This window comes from Duganella vulcania, assembly GCF_009857655.1.
Lineage (GTDB): Bacteria > Pseudomonadota > Gammaproteobacteria > Burkholderiales > Burkholderiaceae_D > Rugamonas > Rugamonas vulcania.
The window spans coordinates 1-18,968 of sequence record NZ_WWCX01000107.1 but is presented as its reverse complement, the minus strand read 5'-3'; the positions used below and the strand labels follow the sequence as shown (position 1 = coordinate 18,968).

Here is an 18,968-nt window from a genome sequence, read left to right as displayed (position 1 = left end):
GGCTGGCAAGGCGGCGCAGTCCGGGACGATCGTGGGCCTGCTGTCGCGCGAGTCGGGCGAGACGCTGATCGACCAGATCGTGCGCTCGGTGGCCGCGCGCATCGACGACCGCCTGTTGCGCGGCGGCGCGCGCATGCCGTCGATCCGCGCGTTCGCGGCGGCGCATGGGGTGTCGGCGTTCACGGTGGTGGCCAGCTACGACAAGCTGGTGGCCTCCGGCTATCTGGAGTCGCGCCGGGGCGCGGGCTTCTTCGTGCGCGAACCGGCGGCGATGGAGCTGAACCTGGCGCAGCGGCGTCCGGGCGGGCGGCGCCGGACCGGCGAGGCGGAACGCGACCACCCCGGCGTCAAGCCGATCGACGTGGTCTGGCTGGTGCGGAATATGTTCCGCCAGATGCCGCACGGGCAGATGCCGGGCACCGGCGTGCTGCCGCCGGACTGGCTGGACGGCGTCGCCATCGGCAATGCGCTGCGCGCGGTCAGCCGGCAAAATACCAACCTGCTGATCGGCTATGGCGTGCCGCAGGGCTTCCTGCCGCTGCGCCAGCAGCTGCAGCTGAAATTGGCCGAGCTGGAGATCGCCGCCGCGCCGGAGCAGATCGTCACCACGGCCGGCGTGACGCAGGCGCTGGACCTGGTGGCGCGCGAGTTCACGCGGCCTGGCGACACCATCTTTGTCGACGATCCGGCCTGGTTCCTGATGTTCGGCTCCTTCGCGGCGCTGGGCGCCAAGGTGGTGGGCATCCCGCGCCTGGCCGACGGTCCGGACATCGCCCAGCTGGCGGAGCTGGCGGCGCTGCACAAGCCCAAGCTGTACATCATCAATTCGGTGCTGCACAATCCCAGTTCGACCTCGCTGTCGGCGGCCAAGGCCTTCCAGGTGCTGCGGCTGGCGGAGGAGCATGACTTCATCATCGTCGAAGACGATATCTACTGCGACCTGCATCCGGGCGTGGCGGTGCAGCCGGCCACGCGGCTGGCGGCGCTGGACCAGCTGCAAAGGGTGATTTACCTGGGCGGCTTTTCGAAGACGATGGCGGCCAACCTGCGGGTGGGCTTCATCGCGACCTCGCCGGAACGCGCCGAACGCCTGGCCGACCGCAAGATGCTGACCATGCTGACCACCAGCGATATCGGCGAGCGGGTGGTGTACAAGGTGCTGTCGGAGGGTTCGTTCCGCAAGCATATCGACCGCGTGCGCGCGCGGCTCGACGGCATCCGCGCCAAGACCATCCGCCAGATGGAGCGGGTGGGGCTGAAGGTGGACGTGGTGGCGCCGGCCGGCATGTTCGTGTGGGTCGATGCGGGCTGCGACACCAATGTGCTGACCGAGAAGGCGATGGCGCATAACATGCTGCTGGCGCCGGGCAGCCTGTTCTCGCCCAAGCAGCTGCCGTCGACCCGCATGCGGCTCAACGTGGCGGCCATGCAGGAGCCGGCGGTGTGGCGCTTCCTGGAGCGGGAGTTGGGTCAATGAGGGGCAAATGAGGGGCCGCTCTTGAAATCACTCTTATAATCCCCACTTTCTTGGAACTTTTGCGTTTTTTGTATCATCCACCACAAGACTATTGAGGCTTTCAAAATGGCAGACACCGATAAGCAAACCCTGGGATTTCAGGCCGAAGTAAAACAGCTGCTGCAGCTGATGATCCACTCGCTGTACTCGAATAAAGAGATTTTCCTGCGCGAGCTCATTTCGAACGCGTCCGACGCGTCCGACAAGCTGCGCTTCGAGGCGATCAACAACGACGCCCTGTATGGCAACGACCATGAGCTGAAGATCAAGGTATCGTTCGACAAGGCCGCGCGCACCATCACGATTTCCGACAACGGCATCGGCATGAGCCGCGACGAGGCGATCTCGCACCTGGGCACCATCGCCAAATCGGGCACCAAGGAATTCTTCGGCAAGCTGTCGGGCGACCAGCAGCAGGATGCGGCCCTGATCGGCCAGTTCGGCGTGGGCTTCTATTCGGGCTTCATCGTGGCCGACAATATCACCGTCGAAACCCGCCGCGCCGGCGCGCCGGCCTCCGAGGGCGTGCGCTGGGAATCTGCCGGCGAGGGCGATTACTCGGTCGAGCAGATCGAGAAGACCGGCCGCGGCACCGACATCATCCTGCACCTGCGCGAGGGCGAGGACGAGCTGCTGTCGTCGTGGAAGATCAAGTCCATCATCCGCAAGTACTCTGACCATATCTCGCTGCCGATCGTGATGGCGAAGGAGGAGTGGGACGAGGAGAAGAAGGAAACCGTCGTCAAGGACGAACTGGAGACCGTCAACCAGGCCAGCGCGCTGTGGGCCCGCAACAAGGCGGACATCACGCCGGAGCAGTACGACGAATTCTACAAGCACGTGTCGCACGACTTCCAGGCGCCGCTGACGCACACGCACAACCGTGTGGAAGGCCGCAGCGAGTACACGCAGCTGCTGTACATCCCGGCCAAGGCGCCGTTCGACCTGTGGGACCGCAACAAGCGCGGCGGCATCAAGCTGTATGTCAAGCGCGTGTTCATCATGGACGATGCCGAGCAGCTGATGCCGGCCTACCTGCGCATGGTGAAGGGCGTGATCGACTCGGCCGACCTGCCGCTGAATGTGTCGCGCGAGATCCTGCAGGAGTCGCGCGATGTGAAGGTGATCCGCGACGGTTCGACCAAGCGTGTGATCGGCATGCTGGAGGAACTGGCGAACGCCGATGAGCAGGAGAAGAAGGACAAGTACGTCACCTTCTGGAAGGAGTTCGGCCAGGTGCTGAAAGAGGGCATCGGCGAGGACGCGACCAACAAGGACCGCCTGGCCAAGCTGCTGCGCTTCGCCTCGACCGCCAACGACAGCGACGAGCAAAGCGTCTCGCTGGAGCAGTACGTGGCGCGCCTGAAGGAAGGCCAGGACAAGATCTACTACGTCACGGCCGATAACTACGTCGCCGCGAAGAACTCGCCGCACCTGGAGATCTTCCGCAAGAAGGGCGTGGAAGTGCTGCTGCTGACCGACCGCGTGGACGAGTGGATGCTGTCCTTCCTGACCGAGTTCGAAGGCAAGGAGCTGGTGTCGGTGGCCAAGGGCGGCCTGGATCTGGGCGCGCTGGAGGACGAGGCCGAGAAGAAGGAACACGAGGAAACCGAGACTTCGTACAAGGATTTGGTCGGCAAGATGAAGGAAGTCTTGTCGGACAAGGCCAAGGACGTGCGCGTGACGTTCCGCCTGACCGACTCGCCGGCCTGCCTGGTGGCGGACGAGCATGAGCTGTCGGGCAACTTGCTGCGCATGCTGAAGGCGGCGGGGCAGAGCGCGCCGGAGTCCAAGCCTATCCTGGAGATCAATCCTAACCACCCGCTGGTGACGCGCCTGAAGTACGAAGAGTCGGGTACGGCGTTCGGCGACTGGGCCAACATCCTGTTCGACCAGGCGCTGCTGGCCGAGGGCGGTTCGCTGAGCGATCCGGCCACCTTCGTCAAGCGCCTGAACGAGATGCTGCTGAACGGGGCAAGCAAGTAAGGCCTGTCCCGGGAGTTGTGCTATTTTAGGGTTTCATTGGCACACTCCCGGGATGTACATGAACAAGATCCTCTGGGCGCTGACTGGCGCCCTTGTTGTTTCCGCTCCGGCCGTCCTGGCCCAGCTGCCGGCCTCGACGCCGGGCGTGGCGGCGGTTCCCCTTTATCCAGCATTGCCGAGCGAGACGCCGGACGAGTTCAAGGCGCCGTTGGACGGTCTGGACTACGTCAAGCGCAGCGTGATGATACCGATGCGCGATGGCGTTAAGCTCAATACCGTGATCATCGTGCCGCGCAAGGCCAGCCATGCGCCCATCCTGCTGACGCGCACGCCCTACAACGCGGCCGAGCTGACCAGTCATAACGAGAGCTCGCAGATGGAGTCCATGCTGCAGGGCTATGACAACGCGGCCGATGTCATCGCCGAGGGCGGTTATATCCGCGTGGTGCAGGATGTGCGCGGCAAGTACGGCTCCGAGGGCGATTATGTGATGAACCGGCCGCTGGGCGGCAGCGCGCTCAATCCGACGCCGGTCGACCATTCGACCGATACCTGGGACACCATCGACTGGCTGGTCAAGAATATTCCCGAAACCAATGGCAAGGTCGGCATCATCGGCATTTCGTACGACGGCTTTTTACCGCTGATGGCGCTGGTCCATCCGCATCCGGCGCTGAAGGTGGCGGTGCCGATGAACCCGATGGTGGACGGCTGGCGCGGCGACGACTGGTTCCACAACGGCGCGTTCCGGCAGGTGAACCTGTCGTATGTGCTGGAGCAGGTGGTTACGCGGCGCAACGAGGCCAAGTGGTACACCTCGCACTACGACGATTACGATACCTTCATCCGCGCCGGTTCGGTGGGGGAGCTGGCGCGCCAGCGCGGCGTGGAGCAGAGCGGTTTCTGGCGCAAGATCGTCGCGCATCCGAGCTATGACGCGTTCTGGAGCGGGCAGGCGATGGACAAGATCCTGGCCCGGCAGCCGGTGACGGTGCCGACCATGCTGGTGCACAGCCTGTGGGATGCCGAGGATATCTATGGCGCGATCGCGGTGTACAAGGCGATCAAGCCGCATGACCAGGACAACAAGGTGTTCCTGGTGATGGGGCCGTGGAACCATGGCGGCGGCATCGGCGATGGCAGCCATCTGGGTGCGCTGCGCTTCAACAGCGATACGGCGCTGCACTTCCGGCAGGAGATTTTGCGGCCTTTCCTGGACCGCTACCTGAAGGATGAGGCGCCGGCCGGGGCGGCCACCCCGATCGCGCCGGTGACGGCCTTCGAGACCGGCAGCAACAAGTGGCGCTCGCTGAACAGCTGGCCAAGCGGCTGCGTCAGCGGCTGCGCGATCGCGCCGGCCACGCTGAGGCTGGCGGCCGGCGGCAAGCTGCGGCTGACCAGCGAGGCGTCGCGGCCGGCCTCGGCGCCGGCGCAGCGGGCGGCGTTCGACGAGTATGTGTCCGATCCGGCCAAGCCGGTGCCGTACCGCGCGCGGCCGATCGCGCCGTATGGCTACGACGAGGCCAAGGGCCAGACCTGGCCGCGCTGGCTGGTGGACGACCAGCGCGAGGCGTCCGGCCGCACCGATGTGCTGAGCTACACGACGGACGTGCTGACGGCGCCGGTGAAGATCAGCGGTGAGCCGGTAGCGCACCTGCTGGCCGCGACCAGCGGCAGCGACGCGGACTGGGTCGTCAAGCTGATCGACGTCTACCCGGACCAGGTGGCGGCGCAGCCGGAGATGGGCGGCTACCAGTTGATGGTGTCGGCCGATATCTTCCGGGGCCGCTACCGCGAGAGCCTGGAGATGGCCAAGCCGATCGCCGCCAACACGGCCCTGCCTTACACGTTCGCCATGCCGACCGCCAACCACGTGTTCCTGCCGGGGCACCGCATCATGGTGCAGGTGCAGTCCAGCTGGTTCCCGCTGTACGACCGCAACCCGCAGACCTTTGTGCCGAACATCTTCTACGCCCAGCCGGGCGACTACAAGAAGGCGACCCAGCGCGTCTACCACGACAGCTATATCGAGCTGCCGCTGGTCGGAGCGGCGCGCTAGTCAGGCCTGCTTGCGGCGGCGCCGCGCCATCAGCAGCACGACCGGCACGCCCAGGCCCAGCATGCCGAGCATGGCGGGCTCGGGCACGGGCGCGGCCATCAGGAAGCCGCGGATTTCGCCGCCTGGATATTTGTCGCTGTGGATGTTGAGGTAGGCTTCGCCGCCGGCCAGGCCGGCGCCGAAGGCCGCCTCGGCGCCGGCCGTGGTGCCGCCGTGGCTGCTGATGAATGCCGGGTTCCAGCTGCTGGCCAGCGAGGTGTTGTAGATATTGCTGTAGGCGCCGTGCATCACGCCCAGGGGGAAACCGCCGAAGGTGGGCGTTTCTGTAGCGACACCAGCGGTGCCGGCGTCCGCCATGGCGGTGCAGCAGTGGATGTGCGAGGCGGTGCTGGGGCCGAGCAGGCCGCTGAAGGCAACGTCCACTTCCAGGACGTGGGTGGCGGCGTCGAACGCGACCACCGCCGCGCCGATGCCCGGCGAGGTGTTGGACGGCGATTCCTTCGGGCCGGTGAGGATGGCGGTGTAGGTGGCGGCGCTGGCCGTCGCGGTCATGAGCAGCAGGCTGGCGGCGGCTGCGCAATGGCGGAGATGCTGGTTCATTTTTCTTCCCTCCTTGTGCGTGATGCTTATTTAGAGGGCCGGCCAGCGCGGGAGTTCCCTCAGCGGTGCACCTTTTCGCAGAAATCGCGCAGCAGGCGTTCGCCTTCGGGCCAGGGGCCGTAGCCGGCGTCGCCGTTGATGTGGCCGGCGTTGCCGATCTCGACGTACTCGCTGCCCCAGGCTTGCGCGAACTGGCGGGCGCGTTGCGGGCTGACGTACGGGTCGTCGCTGCTGGCGATCACGATGCTGGGGAAGGGCAGGCGCGCCAGCAGCATGGGCTGGAAGCCGGTGGTGCAGTCGGGGTAGCTGGGGGCGTCGGTGTCGCTGGGGGCGACCAGGAAGGCGCCGGCGATCTTCAGCGGCGAGCCGGAGGCGGCCCAGCGGCCGACCAGCGAGCAGCTCAGGCTGTGCGCGGCCAGCACCGGCGGGCGTTGGCAGCGGGCGATGGCGGCGTCCAGCTCGGCCACCCATTCGGCGCGGTCGGGGGTGTCCCAGTCGCGGTGCGGTACGCGGACCCAGCCGGGGTGCCTGGCTTCCCATTGCGTTTGCCAGTGGGCGGCGCCGGAGTTCCACAGGCCGGCCAGGGTTAGTACTTCGTAGTCCATGCGTTGTCCTTGCTCGGTAAGATGGTGCTTATCTTACTGCGCCAAGGTGCGCAATATGTGCCGGCGCGGCCGTTTTGCGCAAGCGTGGACAAATGCCGGGAATCAAGCCGGAGCAGGGGGATGGGGTGCCTTTTTGCGGACCTTCGGAAAAACGGTACTGATTCGGCTCTCTGAAACCTTCTGAAATCCGCGGAATCGCGCTGGCGCGGGGGCGGCCGAATTTACAGCACGATCCGGATACTTTCAGAAGGTTTTAGAAGGCGGTTTCAGTAGCGTTTTTCCGAAGGAGCGTGCAGACCTCCCCCCGGTGTGTATTCTCGCGGCAATCTCAGAGCGCGGTGCGCAGGGCGAACAGTTCGGGGAACAGCACCACGTCCAGCATCTTGCGCAGGTAGCTGACGCCGGCCGTGCCGCCGGTGCCGGTCTTGAAGCCGATGATGCGCTCGACCGTGGTGACGTGGCGGAAACGCCAGAAACGGAACGCGGTCTCCAGGTCGACCAGCTTTTCGGCCAGCTCGTACAGCGCCCAGTGGCGGCTCGGGTCGCGGTAGACTTCCAGCCAGGCGTTCTTGACGGACTCGTCGGCGACGGTGGGCTGGGTCCAGTCGGCGTTCAGGCGTTCGGCGGCGACCGGCAGGCCGTTGCGGGCCAGCAGCTTGATCGCTTCGTCGTAGACCGAGGGCTCGCGCAGCGCCTTGTCCAGCACGGCGAACGCGGCGGGCGCGGTGGTGTGGACGTTGAGCAGCGCGGCGTTCTTGTTACCGAGGATGAACTCGATCTCGCGGTACTGGTAGGACTGGAAGCCCGACGACGCGCCCAGGTAGGGGCGGATGGCCGTGTACTCGGGCGGCGTCATCGTGGCCAGCACGTCCCAGGCGTGCACCAGCTGGTCCATGATGCGGGCCACGCGGGCCAGCATCTTGAAGGCCGGGGCCAGGTCGTCCGATTGCAAGTGGCTGCGCACCGCGTGCATCTCGTGCAGCATCAGTTTCATCCACAGTTCGCTGGTCTGGTGCTGGATGATGAACAGCATCTCGTTGTGGTTGGGCGACAGCGGATGCTGGGCGGTGAGGATCTGGTCCAGGCCCAGGTAGTCGCCGTAGCTCATCGAATTGCTGAAGTCCATCTGCGCGCCGTGCCATTCTGCGCTGCCGGCGGCGGCATGCATCGGGCAGCCGCTGGCGCTGGTTTTGGAATCGCTCATATTATTTATCTCGTTTTCAGGTCACGGCGTCGCGCTTGGCGTCGACGTTGTAGTCTTTGCGGTCGAGGATGTCGCGCAGGATGTCCACCGCGTCCCAGACGTCGGCATAGCTGGTGTACAGCGGCGTGAAGCCGAAACGCATGATGGCCGGCTCGCGGTAGTCGCCGATGACGCCGCGCGCGATCAGCGCCGACATCACCGCGTAGCCGTGCGGATGGGTGAAGCTGACCTGGCTGCCGCGGCGGGCATGCTCGCGCGGCGCGACCAGTCCCAGCGGATGATCGGCGCAGCGCTGCTCGACCAGTTCGATGAACAAATCGGTCAGGGCCAGCGACTTGGCGCGGATGGCGGCCATGCTGGTCTGGGCAAACACATCCAGGCCGCACTCGACCATCGCCAGCGACACCACCGGCTGGGTGCCGCACAGCGCGCGGCCGATGCCGTCGGTCGGGGCGAAGTCGGGCGCCATGGCGAACGGGGCGGCGTGCCCCCACCAGCCCGACAGCGGCTGGCGGAAGCGCTGCTGGTGCTTGCGCGGCACCCAGATGAAGGCTGGCGCGCCGGGGCCGCCGTTCAGGTATTTATAGGTGCAGCCCACGGCCAGGTCGGCGCCGTCGGCGTTCAGGTCGACCGGCACCGCGCCGGCCGAGTGCGCCAGATCCCAGACGATCAGCGCGCCGGCCGCGTGGGCGAGGGCGCTGGTGGCGCGCATGTCGTGCTGGTAGCCGGTGCGGTAGTTGACGTGGGTGAGCAGGACGGCGGCGGTGTCGGCGCCGATGGCGGCCGGCAGTTCCTCGACCGAGTCGACCAGCTTGACGCTGTAGCCGCGTTCCAGCCAGCCGCTCAGGCCCTGGGCCATGTAGATGTCGGTGGGGAAGTTGGAGCGTTCGGTGACGATCACGCGGCGGGCGGACCGGGCCGGGTCGCTGGCCTGCATGTGCAGCGCGGCGGCCAACGCCTTGAACAGGTTGACCGAGGTGGTGTCGGTGATGACCACTTCGCCGTCCATGCCGCCGATCAGCGGGGCCAGGCGGTTGCCCAGGCGCTTGGGCAGGTCGAACCAGCCGGCGCTGTTCCAGCTGCGGATCAGGTCATGCCCCCATTCCTGGGCGATCACGTGCTGGGCGCGGGCCAGCGCGGCCTTGGGGCGGGCGCCTAAAGAGTTGCCATCCAGATAAATCACATGGTCGGGCAGGTCGAACTGGTCGCGCAGCGCGGCGAGCGGATCTTGCGCGTCGCGGCCCAGGCAGTCATTGCGAGTTGTCATTATGTAACTTTCTTGCAAGGGTGGGGAAATGCTTTAGGCTTCAATAAGTTGCCAGTGTAACCCGAAAAACCGCTGGCGGGCCCCGCCGGGGAGCCGCCACCCGCCCGCAAACCCGCATGGATGCTGGCTTTGCGACTTTTTTAAATTATTTTCGATTTTTTTCAAAAAAACCCTAAAGTTCCCCAAATCGCTGCCGTTACCAGATTCATGATGAGCGGAAAAGCGCCATCAGGTTGCAGAAGGCGAGTCGAAAATAGTTCAAAATATTTTCGGCGGAACCCTAAAGTTCCTCAAAACGCTGCCGTAACCGGGTTAGATGTAGCAAAAAAGAGTCGCTGAATCGTTTTATTTTCGCTTCATGACAGGGCTTTTTTGAAGATATTGGACCTTACCAAACCGGCGCCGCAAGGGCGCTGATGAGTGATTCGCGAGTGTTTGTCAGACAAACACCGACGGATCGCGTTCGCTATTTCCTGACGAAAAATACGGAGGCCATCCTCTACTCGTATTTTTGTTGCTCCCGCAGAATGTATCTCACTGGAAACGCAATTGTGTTCCGCAGTGCAGATACTAGGAGATGGAAAATGACCGCTAACGATATGATGGCTGAAATTCGCGACGCTAACCTGAGCTACCTGATGTTGGCCCAGCAGATGATCCGCGCCGACAAAGTTACCGCGATCTTCCGCCTCGGCATCGCCGCCGAGATCGCCGACCTGATCGAAGGCATGAGCAACGCGCAGATCCTGAAACTGGCAGGCGGCAACATGATGCTGGCCCGCTTCCGCTTCGACGACAGCGCCATCCTGTCGATGCTGACCAACTATAATAAGGACCGCGTGCTGGCCCAGTCGCACGCCGCCATCCTGATGGCCGGCCAAGCCGTCGAAGAAATCGCCTGATCACCCAGCCGGAGCCGGATCATGTCCAAGAAAAGCGTAGTGACGGAAGCCCAGGAAATCCAGCTGGCCATCGAACTGATCCAGCTTGGCGCGCGCCTGCAGCTGCTGGAATCGGAAGTGTCGCTGTCGCGCGAGCGCCTGCTCAAGCTGTACAAGGAGCTCAAGGGCGTGTCGCCGCCAAAGGGCATGCTGCCGTTCTCCACCGACTGGTTCCTGACCTGGCAGCCGAACATCCACTCCTCGCTGTTCATCAACATCCACAAATTCCTGACCGAGCACGCCGGCGCCACCGGCATCGAGGCGGTCATGAAAGCCTACAAGCTGTACCTGGAGCAAATGCCGCCGGAAGCGGGCGAGGAACCGCTGCTGTCGCTGACCCGCGCCTGGACGCTGGTGCGCTTCTTCAGCGGCAAGATGCTGGAACTGGCCCCGTGCGGCAAATGCCAGGGCAAGTTCGTGGTCAACTGCATGGACCTGAACGGCAGCTATGTCTGCGGCCTGTGCCACATGCCCTCGCGCGCCGGCAAGACCAAGAAGGCCCGCGACGCCGACGCCCTGGCCGCGTGAGCCGGCCCGGCCCCGATCCCTACCTGCTGCGCATCGCCCGCGCGCCCGCCGTGCGGGCGCTGTTGATCCAATGCGGCGCCGCGCCGCTGACGCTGGCCATCATTTATGTGATGGCCAGTTGCCGTTTACCGGTCGATTACTGGAGCGTGGCCGCCGTGCAGGGCCTGCTGGCGGCCGGCCTGACCTGGAAACTGGGCCTGGCCGCGTGGTGGCGCGCGATCCAGCTGCTGTTCCCGGCCGCGCTGCTGGCCGCGCTGGCGCTGCAACTGCCGCCGTGGCTGTTCCTGGCCGCCTTCCTGATTTTGCTTGGCCTGTACTGGTCGACCTTCCGCACCCAGGTGCCGTACTATCCGTCGCACCCGGCGGTGTGGGATGCGGTACGTCAAATTCTGCCGCCGCCGGCGGCCGGCGGCGCGCCGCTGCGGGTGATCGACATCGGCAGCGGCCTGGGCGGACTGGTGCTGTACCTGGCGCGCCAGCGCCCGGACGCCGAATGCCACGGCATCGAGCTGGCGCCGCTGCCCTGGTTGTATAGCCGGCTGCGCGCCGCCATCACCGGCAGCCGCGCCCGTTTCACGCTGGGCGATTACGAAAAGCTGGACTTCGGCCAGTACCGGCTGGTGTTCGCCTACCTGTCGCCGGCCGCCATGCCCGGCCTGTGGCGCAAGGCGGCGGCCGAAATGCGGCCCGGCGCCATGCTGGCCAGCTACGAATTTGCTATCGACGCCCGGGCGCCCGACCGCACCATCCACACCACAGCGGGCGAGGATGCCCTCTACATATGGTACTTTTAAGCATCATTTCGCGTTATTCTCTTGCCCGCTCCCCCCTAGTCACGCTATTGTAGTTCTACATGTAAATTTATTGAAATCGGGCGATTGTTAGGTATGATACCGCCCGTTTTCATACCGGGGAGTCTGGGCACTTGTTAGTCATAATTGGATATGTAGTGGTCTGCGTCGGCGTGTTCGGCGGCTTCGCCATGAATGGCGGGCATCTGGCCGCACTGCTGCAGCCGCTCGAGCTGGTGATGATCGGCGGCGGCGCGCTCGGCGCCTTCCTGGTCGGGAACAACGGCAAGGCGCTCAAGGCCACGCTGGCCGCGATCCCGACCCTGTTCAAGGGCTCGCGCTACACCAAGGACCTGTACATGGAGCTGATGTCGCTGCTGTTCGACGTGTTGTCCAAGGTGCGCAAGGAAGGCCTGATGTCGATCGAGGGCGACATCGACAGCCCCGAGCAGAGCCCGCTGTTCAGCAAGTATCCGAGCGTGCTGGAGGACCACCACATCGTCGAGTTCATGACCGACTACCTGCGCCTGATGGTGTCCGGTAATATGGATGCGTTCCAGATCGAGAACCTGATGGACAACGAGATCGAGACCCACCACCACGAGCACGCCGTGCCGGCGCACGCCATCGCCAAGCTGGGCGACGGCATGCCGGCGTTCGGCATCGTGGCCGCGGTGATGGGCGTGGTGCATACGATGGAATCGGTGGGTTTGCCGCCGGCCGAGCTGGGCATCCTGATCGCGCACGCGCTGGTCGGCACCTTCCTCGGCATCCTGCTGGCCTACGGCTTCGTTGGCCCGCTGGCCAGCCTGCTGGAGCAAAAGCTGGACGAATCGACCAAGATGTACCAGTGCGTGAAGGTCACGCTGCTGGCCAGCCTGAACGGCTACGCGCCGGCGCTGGCGGTGGAGTTCGGCCGCAAGGTCCTGTACTCGACCGAGCGCCCCAGCTTTGCCGAGCTGGAGGACCATATCAAGAAATCGAAGTCCAAGTGAGCGCGCGCATGACAGGCGGCGCCGTGGCAACCATAAGGAAGCATCATGGCTGAAGAGGGCTTGCGGCCGATTATCGTCAAGCGCATCAAGAAGGGCGGCGGCGGCCACCATGGCGGCGCCTGGAAGATCGCGTACGCTGACTTCGTGACGGCGATGATGGCCTTCTTCCTCCTGATGTGGCTGCTCGGCTCGACCACCAAGGGCGACTTGAACGGCATCTCGGAATACTTCAAGACGCCGCTCAAGGTGGCCATGCAGGGCGGCTCGGGCAGCGGCGACAGCTCGTCGGTGATCCCCGGCGGCGGCAAGGACCTGACCCGGCGCGACGGCCAGGTCAAGGCCAGCGACGACCCGCAGATCAAGAAGACGTTCAACCTGACCGCCGCCAAGGCCGCGCTGGAGGCCGAGGAAAACCAGCGCCTGAAGGCGCTCAAGCAAAAGATCGAGGCGCAGATCGAGGCCAATCCGCTGCTCAAGAAATACAAGGACCAGCTGCTGCTCGACATCACCAGCGAGGGCCTGCGGATCCAGATCGTCGACGAGCAGAACCGGCCGATGTTCGCGCTGGCCAAGGCCGAGCTGCAACCGTACACGCGCGAGATCCTGCACGCGATCGGCTTCGTGCTGAACGACGTGCCCAACAAGATCGGCCTGTCCGGCCACACCGATTCGACGCCGTATTTGAGCGACGCCGGCTACAGCAACTGGGAATTGTCGGCCGACCGCGCCAACGCCTCGCGCCGCGAGCTGATCGCCGGCGGCATGGCCGACAACAAGGTGCTGCGGGTGGTGGGCCTGGCCTCGGCCGCCCACCTGGACAAGGCCGATCCGTTCAACCCGATCAACCGCCGCATCAGCATCATCGTAATGAACAAGCGTACCGAGGAAAACGTGATGCGCGACGGCGCCCGCCAGCTGGAGGTGGACGCCGAAGATGGCCAGGCGCCGGCGGCTGGCGCGGCGCCCGCGCCGTCCGGCCCGCCGGTGCGCAAATAAAGCAGGTGACGAGACTGTTATGACGAGAAAAAAAATCCTGGGCTCCCATGTCAAGCGCCTGCTGTCGGGCGTGTCCGACCATGGGCGCAAGCATCTGACCGAAGTCGAGACCGACCTGATCCAGACCGGCCTGCTGCTGGAGGAAGCCATTGAAAAGCTGTCCTTCAACTTCATGGCCATCCACCAGGCGGTCGAGGCCGAGCAGGCCACGATCCGGCTGCTGCTGGACGGCGGCACCGCCACGCCCGAACAACGGGCCCAGCTTGAAGCGCTGCAGGGCCAGGTGGGCGGCTATGTCAACGCCGCCATCACCAGCCTGCAGTTCCAGGACATGACCAGCCAGCTGCTGGACCGCACGCTCAAGCGCGTGACCGGCCTGCGCGAGTTCCTCGGCACGCTGGGCGCGCACGGCGCCGAAATGCTGCCCGAGAGCGACAACGACGAGATCGTCGCGCTGCTGGGCAAGGTCAGCATGGCGCTGGCGATCCAGAGCCTGGAGTTGCGCAGTGTGCTGCGCAAGGCCGTCAGTCAACAACACCTGGAGAGCGGCGACATCGAACTGTTCTGAACGCCGCGACCTACCGATTGAACTACCCGGACGCCCACGTCCCGCATTTAATGAGTGAGAGCAAAGATGGCCAAGACAATACTTGCAGTTGATGATTCCAGTTCCCTGCGCCAGATGGTCGCCTTCAGCCTGAAGGCGGCCGGCTACCTGGTGGTGGAGGCGGTGGACGGTCAGGACGGCCTGGAAAAGGCCAAGCTGCAGGGCGTGGACCTGGTGCTGACCGACCAGAACATGCCGCGCATGGACGGCTTGCAGCTGATCAAGCTGCTGCGCGAGCTGCCGGCCTACCAGAAGACCCCGATCCTGATGCTGACCACCGAATCGTCCGACGAGATGAAAGCCAAGGGCCGCGCCGCCGGCGCCAACGGCTGGCTGGTCAAGCCCTTCGATCCCCAGCGGCTCATCGAGGTAGTGAAGAAGGTCATCGGCTGATAAGGCGCGTGCAATGATGCTGAGCGAAACTTACGGAGTATCCCCATGACCATCGATATAAGCCAGTTCTTCCAGGTCTTTTTCGATGAGGCCGAGGAGCTGCTGGCTGAAATGGAGCGCCTGCTGCTGGCCGTCGACGTCGACCGTCCCGACCCCGAGGACCTCAACGCGATCTTCCGCACCGCCCACTCCGTCAAGGGCGGCGCCTCCACGTTCGGCGTGACCGACATGACCGAGGTCACCCACATCCTGGAGACGCTGCTCGACCGCGTGCGCAAGGGCGAGATGGCGCTGACCTCGGAGCACGTGGACGCCTTCCTGGCGGCCAAGGACATCCTCAAGATGCAGCTGGACGGCCACCGCCACGGCGGCACGGTCGACCAGGACGCGGTGGGCGACGTGCGCATGATGCTGCAGTCGCTGGCGCAGGACGTGCCGCTGACCGCGCTGTCGCCGGTGGCGCCGTCGTTCCACGCGGCCGAGGCCAAGGTGGTCGACCACAGCGGCGGGCGCCGCTACCGGCTCGAGCTGCCGGCCATGGTGCACCGCGAGGTGACCGCGCTCGGCGCCGAGCTGGGCCTGATGGGCCATGTGTCCATCACTCCGCTCGACAAGGACCGCAACGCCATGGTGGTCACCACCCACGAGAGCCTGGACGACATCATCGCCATCTGCTCGTTCGTGCTGAACCCGGACGACATGGTGGTCACCGAGCTGCCGGCGCTGGACGCCCGGCAGGCCAAACTGGAGAGCGCCGAGCGTTCCAAGGTCGAGCAGGACCTGGGCTACGGCTTCTTTGACGAGACCGAGCTGCGCCCGGCGCAGGCCGGCGGCGAGGGCTATGGCTTCTTCCAGCCGCTGGACCAGATCCGCGCCGACGCCCAGGCCGGCAGCGAGGATGCGCAAGGCTACGGCTTCTTCCAGCCGGTCGAGCAGATCCGCGCCGCGGCCGGCATCGTGATCGAGGCGCCCGCAGCGCAGCAGCACGCGGCCGAGGAGGAAAAGAAGGCCGCCAAGAAGGAAGAGAAGGCCGCCGGCGGTCCCGGCGCCGAGTCGTCGTCGATCCGCGTGTCGATCGAGAAGGTCGACCAGCTGATCAACCTGGTGGGCGAGCTGGTCATCACGCAGGCGATGATCGAGCAGCGCGTCGACACGCTGGACCCGATGGTGCACGAGCGCCTGTTGAACAGCGTCAGCCAGCTGACCCGCAACACCCGCGACCTGCAGGAAGCGGTGATGTCGATCCGCATGATGCCGATGGACTTCGTGTTCTCGCGCTTCCCGCGCATGGTGCGCGACCTGGCGGCCAAGCTGGGCAAGAAGGTCGACTTCATCACCAACGGCGCCGCGACCGAGCTCGACAAGGGGCTGATCGAGCGCATCGTCGACCCGCTGACCCACCTGGTGCGCAACTCCATCGACCACGGCATCGAGATGCCCGAGGTGCGCCGCGCCGGCGGCAAGAGCGACGCCGGCCGGCTGTTCCTGTCGGCCTCCCACCAGGGCGGCAACATCATCATCGAGGTGTCGGACGATGGCGGCGGCCTGAACCGGGAGAAGATCCTGGCCAAGGCCCAGCAGAGCGGCCTGCCGGTGAGCGACGCCATGAGCGACGCCGAGGTCTGGCAGCTGATCTTCGCGCCCGGCTTCTCCACCGCCGAGCAGGTGACCGACGTGTCCGGCCGCGGCGTCGGCATGGACGTCGTCAAGCGCAACATCACCGCGATGGGCGGCGTGGTCGACATCCGCTCGGCCAAGGGGTTCGGCACCACCATCTCGATCTCGCTGCCGCTGACGCTGGCGATCCTGGACGGCATGTCGATCCGTGTCGGCGAGGAGGTCTACATCCTGCCGCTGGGCTTTGTGATCGAATCGCTGCAGCCGGCGCCGGAGGACGTCAAGGAAATCTCCGGCAAGGGCCGGGTGGTCAAGGTGCGCGGCGAATACCTGCCGCTGGTGCCGCTGTACCAGATGTTCGACATCACGCCGCGCTTCACCGACCCCTGCCAGGGCATCGTGGTCATCATCGAGACCGATGGCCGCAAGGCCGGCCTGTTCATCGACGACCTGGTCGGCCAGCAGCAGGTGGTGGTCAAGAACCTGGAATCGAACTACCGCAAGGTGGCCGGCATCTCCGGCGCCACCATCCTGGGCGACGGCGGCGTGTCGCTGATCCTCGACGTGGCCGCCCTGATCCGCTCGTCCCGTCAGCTCGCTGACGAACAGATATTTAGCTAACCCCACCAAGGAAACCATCATGGCAGACGTACTAACCAGCGGGGCCAACGAAATCGCCGGCCACGAATACCTGGCCTTCACGCTCGGCTCGGAGGAATACGGCATCGACATCCTCAAGGTGCAGGAGATCCGCGGCTACGAGACGGTCACCCGCATCGCCAACGCGCCCGAGTTCATCAAGGGCGTGATCAACCTGCGCGGCATCATCATCCCGGTGGTCGACATGCGCATCAAGTTCAAGCTGGGCGAACCGGTGTACGACCAGTTCACCGTGGTCATCATCCTCAACATCAACGGCCGCATCGTCGGCATGGTGGTGGACTCGGTGTCGGACGTGACCACGCTCACGCCCGAGCAGGTCAAGCCGGCGCCGGAAATGGGCACCGCCTTCAGTTCCGACTACATGATTGGACTGGGCACCATTGATGAGCGTATGCTGATCCTGGTGAACATCGACAAACTGATGTCGAGCGCCGAGATGGGTCTGATGGAACAGCTGGCGGCCTAATCCACGCCCCGGCAAGCAGCCACGGCAGCGCCCAACAGAGTGCGCGCCTATCACCTACACAATAACGGGGTCCGCGAGCAGTACCCGGCGGACAAGCACAGACAGCATAGGGGAGAAAACAACATGAATTTACGCGACTTCAAAATCGGCTCACGGCTGCGCCTTGGTTTCGGCGCCATCCTGGCGATCCTGGTGGTCATGGTCCTGATGACCAATTACCTCAACTACAGCAACAAGGGCAAGCTCACGCGCGGCCTGGAGCTGTCGACCCAGAAGAACCTGCAGGCCGGCACCATGAAAAGCGCGATGCTGGAAACCGGCATCGCGATGCGCAACATCGGCCTGCAGTCGGACGTGAGCCTGATGCAGAAGGAAGAGCAGAAGGTCAAGGACCAGCGCGCCCGCTATGAAAAAGCCCAGGCCGACCTGAAGGCGCTGGGCCTGAACGACAACGAGAAGAAGGCGCTGGCCGACATCGCCGCGCTGGACGCCGACGTCGACAAGGCCTTCAAGGAAGCCATCGGCCAGGTGCTGGCGTTTAACAGCGAGGGCGCGGCCAAGGTCATCTCCGGCCGCATCGACCCGCTCAACCAGCAGACGCTGACGCTGATCAACAAGCTGGTCGACATGCAGCAGGCCGCCGCGCGCGACGTGATGGACAGCTCGGTCACGGCCGACCGCAGCCTGATGATGATGCTGTTCCTGCTGGGCGCGGTCGCGGTGGCGATCGGCGTGGCCTGCGCGGTGGTGATCACCCGCTCGATCACGGTGCCGCTGTCGGGCGCGGTCGAGGTGGCGCAGAAGGTGGCGGCCGGCGAGCTGACCTCGCAGGTGCACGTCGAAGGCCAGGACGAGACCAGCGAGCTGCTGCAGGCGCTCAAGGACATGAACGACAGCCTGGCCAAGACGGTCGGCGACGTGCGCAGCGGCACCGACCTGATCTCGACCGCCTCGCAGGAAATCGCCTCGGGCAACGCCGACCTGTCGGCCCGCACCGAGTCGCAGGCCAGCTCGCTGGAAGAAACCGCCTCGTCGATGGAGGAACTGACCTCCACCGTCAAGCAGAACGCCGACAACGCGCGCCAGGCCAATCAATTGGCCGTGACCGCCTCGTCGGTGGCGGAGAAGGGCGGCTCCGTGGTGGCGCAGGTGGTCGAGACCATGGGCTCGATCAAGGCCAGCTCCAGCAAGATCGTCGACATCATCGGCGTGATCGACGGCATCGCCTTCCAGACCAACATCCTGGCGCTGAACGCCGCGGTGGAGGCGGCCCGCGCGGGCGAGCAGGGCCGCGGCTTCGCGGTGGTGGCCTCCGAGGTGCGCAACCTGGCGCAGCGCTCGGCCGGCGCGGCCAAGGAAATCAAGGAACTGATCGGCGACTCGGTCGACAAGGTCGACGCCGGCAGCAAGCTGGTCGACGAGGCCGGCCAGACCATGGGCCTGATCGTCACCTCGATCCGCCAGGTGGCCGACATCATGGGCGAGATCACCGCCGCCACCCAGGAACAGAGCAACGGCATCGAGGAAGTCAACCAGGCCATCACCCAGATGGACGAGATGACCCAGCAGAACGCCGCGCTGGTGGAGGAGGCCGCCGCGGCGGCCGAGAGCATGCAGGAACAGGCCGAGATGCTGGCCCAGGCGGTCAGCATCTTCAAGCTGTCGAACGACCAGGTGCGCCGTGCGGCCCCGGCCATGCCGGCCCCGCGTCCGGCGCCGGCCGTGACCGCCCGT

At 65.1% G+C, this 18,968-nt stretch carries 17 protein-coding genes; 13 read left to right on the top strand and 4 right to left on the bottom strand.

The annotated features are described in order from the left end of the window. Positions 1–31: 31 nt before the first annotated feature. The 3 genes from GTP90_RS30690 to GTP90_RS30680 all read left to right on the top strand — a co-directional run bounded on the left by GTP90_RS30690 (position 32) and on the right by GTP90_RS30680 (position 5,561). Positions 32–1,477, top strand: coding sequence for an aminotransferase-like domain-containing protein (locus GTP90_RS30690; RefSeq protein ID WP_371875151.1), 1,446 nt, complete (start codon positions 32–34; stop codon positions 1,475–1,477). Positions 1,478–1,582: 105 nt separating this feature from the next. After that, on the top strand, positions 1,583–3,502 hold the full coding sequence (gene htpG / locus GTP90_RS30685) for a molecular chaperone HtpG (protein WP_161087072.1): 1,920 nt from the start codon (positions 1,583–1,585) through the stop codon (positions 3,500–3,502). 58 nt (positions 3,503–3,560) lie between these two features. After that, positions 3,561–5,561, top strand: a complete 2,001-nt coding sequence (locus GTP90_RS30680; RefSeq protein ID WP_254452123.1) for a CocE/NonD family hydrolase — start codon at positions 3,561–3,563, stop codon at positions 5,559–5,561. Here GTP90_RS30680 and GTP90_RS30675 read toward each other — a convergent pair whose 3' ends face one another. The 4 genes from GTP90_RS30675 to kynU form a co-directional block, all read right to left on the bottom strand. Beyond that, positions 5,562–6,161 carry a CHRD domain-containing protein gene (locus tag GTP90_RS30675; RefSeq protein ID WP_161087071.1) on the bottom strand — a complete coding sequence of 200 codons (600 nt, stop codon included), beginning with the start codon at positions 6,159–6,161 and terminating at the stop codon, positions 5,562–5,564. Between the two features lie 59 nt (positions 6,162–6,220). Beyond that, positions 6,221–6,766: an RBBP9/YdeN family alpha/beta hydrolase gene (locus GTP90_RS30670; RefSeq protein ID WP_161087070.1), complete on the bottom strand. Its 546-nt coding sequence runs from the start codon at positions 6,764–6,766 to the stop codon at positions 6,221–6,223. 328 nt (positions 6,767–7,094) lie between these two features. Beyond that, positions 7,095–7,970 (bottom strand): tryptophan 2,3-dioxygenase, encoded by an 876-nt coding sequence (gene kynA, locus GTP90_RS30665; protein WP_161087069.1) that lies wholly within the window; start codon positions 7,968–7,970, stop codon positions 7,095–7,097. Positions 7,971–7,986: 16 nt separating this feature from the next. Next, entirely contained in the window at positions 7,987–9,237 is a 1,251-nt protein-coding gene (gene kynU, locus GTP90_RS30660; protein ID WP_161087068.1) for a kynureninase, read from the bottom strand. Between the two features lie 584 nt (positions 9,238–9,821). On the opposite strand from kynU, the gene flhD reads away from it, so the two are divergent. The 10 genes from flhD to GTP90_RS30610 all read left to right on the top strand — a co-directional run. Next, positions 9,822–10,139 (top strand): flagellar transcriptional regulator FlhD, encoded by a 318-nt coding sequence (flhD, locus tag GTP90_RS30655; protein WP_008450090.1) that lies wholly within the window; start codon positions 9,822–9,824, stop codon positions 10,137–10,139. A gap of 21 nt (positions 10,140–10,160) precedes the next feature. Further along, positions 10,161–10,706 (top strand): flagellar transcriptional regulator FlhC, encoded by a 546-nt coding sequence (gene flhC, locus GTP90_RS30650; protein WP_161087067.1) that lies wholly within the window; start codon positions 10,161–10,163, stop codon positions 10,704–10,706. Next, positions 10,703–11,500, top strand: a complete 798-nt coding sequence (locus GTP90_RS30645; protein WP_371875150.1) for a class I SAM-dependent methyltransferase — start codon at positions 10,703–10,705, stop codon at positions 11,498–11,500. Before flhC ends, GTP90_RS30645 begins: the two co-directional genes overlap by 4 nt. Positions 11,501–11,631: 131 nt before the next feature. Continuing rightward, positions 11,632–12,492: a flagellar motor stator protein MotA gene (gene motA / locus GTP90_RS30640; protein ID WP_161087066.1), complete on the top strand. Its 861-nt coding sequence runs from the start codon at positions 11,632–11,634 to the stop codon at positions 12,490–12,492. 45 nt (positions 12,493–12,537) lie between these two features. Continuing rightward, on the top strand, positions 12,538–13,488 hold the full coding sequence (motB, locus tag GTP90_RS30635) for a flagellar motor protein MotB (RefSeq protein ID WP_161087065.1): 951 nt from the start codon (positions 12,538–12,540) through the stop codon (positions 13,486–13,488). 19 nt (positions 13,489–13,507) lie between these two features. Then, positions 13,508–14,056, top strand: a complete 549-nt coding sequence (locus tag GTP90_RS30630; protein WP_117013624.1) for a chemotaxis protein — start codon at positions 13,508–13,510, stop codon at positions 14,054–14,056. A gap of 66 nt (positions 14,057–14,122) precedes the next feature. Next, a complete protein-coding gene (locus GTP90_RS30625) occupies positions 14,123–14,488 on the top strand; it encodes a response regulator (protein ID WP_117013625.1) in 366 nt (121 codons plus the stop codon). A 45-nt stretch (positions 14,489–14,533) separates the two neighbouring features. Continuing rightward, positions 14,534–16,726, top strand: coding sequence for a chemotaxis protein CheA (gene cheA / locus GTP90_RS30620; protein ID WP_161087064.1), 2,193 nt, complete (start codon positions 14,534–14,536; stop codon positions 16,724–16,726). 19 nt (positions 16,727–16,745) lie between these two features. Next, positions 16,746–17,234: a chemotaxis protein CheW gene (locus tag GTP90_RS30615; protein ID WP_161087063.1), complete on the top strand. Its 489-nt coding sequence runs from the start codon at positions 16,746–16,748 to the stop codon at positions 17,232–17,234. 123 nt (positions 17,235–17,357) lie between these two features. Then, the coding region (locus GTP90_RS30610) for a methyl-accepting chemotaxis protein (protein ID WP_217432050.1) at positions 17,358–18,968 on the top strand (1,611 nt) is incomplete at its 3' end.